We start from the raw sequence: 1,474 nt of genomic DNA on the forward strand, positions 1-1,474 counted from the left end.
CAACACGCCGACCCTCGTGCAGCTGTACTGCGCTTTCCTGGTGCTGAACATGCTGATCACGCAGCAGTTCAGGCAGTTCGGCGCCGGCAACCCGCTGACGCCGTTCGTCTGGGTCTTCATCGTCGTCTCTCTGCACAAGGGTGCGTTCCATGCCGAGGCGCTGCGCGCCGGCATCCAGGCGGTGCCGGCGGCCATGCTGGAGGCAGCACGCTCACTCGGCTTCAGCCGGCGCCATCTGCTGTGGCGCATCGAGATGCCGCTCGCGCTGCGCTTTGCGCTGCCGTCGCTGGTGAACAACGTGGTCGACCTGGTGAAGATGACGGCGGTGGCCTCGGCGATCGCGGTCGGGGACGTGACCTACGAGTCGATCATGATCTGGACCAACCGCGACAACGTGCTGGAACTGCTGCTGCTGATCCTGCTGTACTTCGGCGCGCTGACCTGGGCGGTGGCTCGGGCCGGGCGCTGGCTGGAAGGGCGCTTGCGCATGCCGGGATACGGGCAATGACGGCGCTGGAGCACCTGTGGCAATGGATGCCTGCGCTGCTGCACGGCATGGCCGCCAACATCGGCATCAGCCTGCTGGCGGTGGCGCTGGGCACGCTGGTCGGGTTGGTGATCGGCGCCGCCTCGCTGTCGCACGCAGCGCTGCTGCGGGGCTTCACACGAGTGTGGGTGCAGCTGTTCCGCAATGCGCCGGTGCTGGTGCTGATCTATTTCACGACCTACGTGTTCCCGTTCGAGATCGGCCCGGCCGCGTGGCGGCTGCCGTTCCCCGACTGGCTGAAGGTGGTGCTGGGTCTCGCGCTGCCGACCAGCGCCAACGTGGCCGAGATCTTCCGCGGCGCGGTGCAGTCGATTCCCTCCGCACAGTGGGAGGCCGCGCAATCGCTCGCGATGCGGCGCGCCCAGGTGTTCCGCGTCGTGATCCTGCCGCAGTGCCTGCGCCGCATGCTGCCGCCGTGGATGAACCTGTACGCGAGCATCGCGATGAGCACCTCGCTCGCGTCGCTGGTGGGCGTGCACGACCTGGTCGACACCGCGCAGATCGCGAGCAACACCGTCGCCCGCACCGATTTCACCGTGCTCGTCTACGGGGCGATCCTCGGCTTCTTCTTCGCCTACTGCTACCCGATCGCCCGCTTCACGCAGGCCCTGGAAAAACGCCATGCCTTCCGTTGACGAACCGCTGGTCTCGCTGGACGACGTGCACCTGTCCTTCGGCGACAACGAGGTGCTGAAGGGCATCTCGCTGCAGGTGAAGCGCGGGCAATCGGTCTCGATCATCGGGCCCTCGGGCTCGGGCAAGTCGACGCTGCTGCGCTGCATCACCGGGCTGATCCGGCCGCAGCGCGGCGAGATCCGCGTCGGCGGCACGCGCGTCGACCAGCTGCGCAGCGAGGCCGAGTTCATCGCGCTGCGCAAGCGTGTCGGCTTCGTGTTCCAGCAGTACAACCTGTTCCCGCACCTGAGC

The 1,474-nt window shown here is 67.4% G+C and carries 3 protein-coding genes; all 3 read left to right on the forward strand.

Going from position 1 to position 1,474, the window contains the following annotated elements:
• Nucleotides 1-508 (forward strand): ABC transporter permease subunit (locus tag AC1D15_RS31870; protein WP_477829203.1); only part of this gene is annotated, 508 nt, incomplete at its 5' end.
• Nucleotides 466-1,182 (forward strand): amino acid ABC transporter permease, encoded by a 717-nt coding sequence (locus AC1D15_RS31875; RefSeq protein ID WP_477829205.1) that lies wholly within the window; start codon nucleotides 466-468, stop codon nucleotides 1,180-1,182. The genes AC1D15_RS31870 and AC1D15_RS31875, both read left to right, overlap by 43 nt.
• On the forward strand, nucleotides 1,169-1,474 hold a 306-nt coding region (locus AC1D15_RS31880), incomplete at its 3' end, for an ATP-binding cassette domain-containing protein (protein ID WP_477829204.1). The genes AC1D15_RS31875 and AC1D15_RS31880, both read left to right, overlap by 14 nt.

The sequence above is a fragment of the Rhizobacter sp. P2_H2 genome (assembly GCF_056403375.1).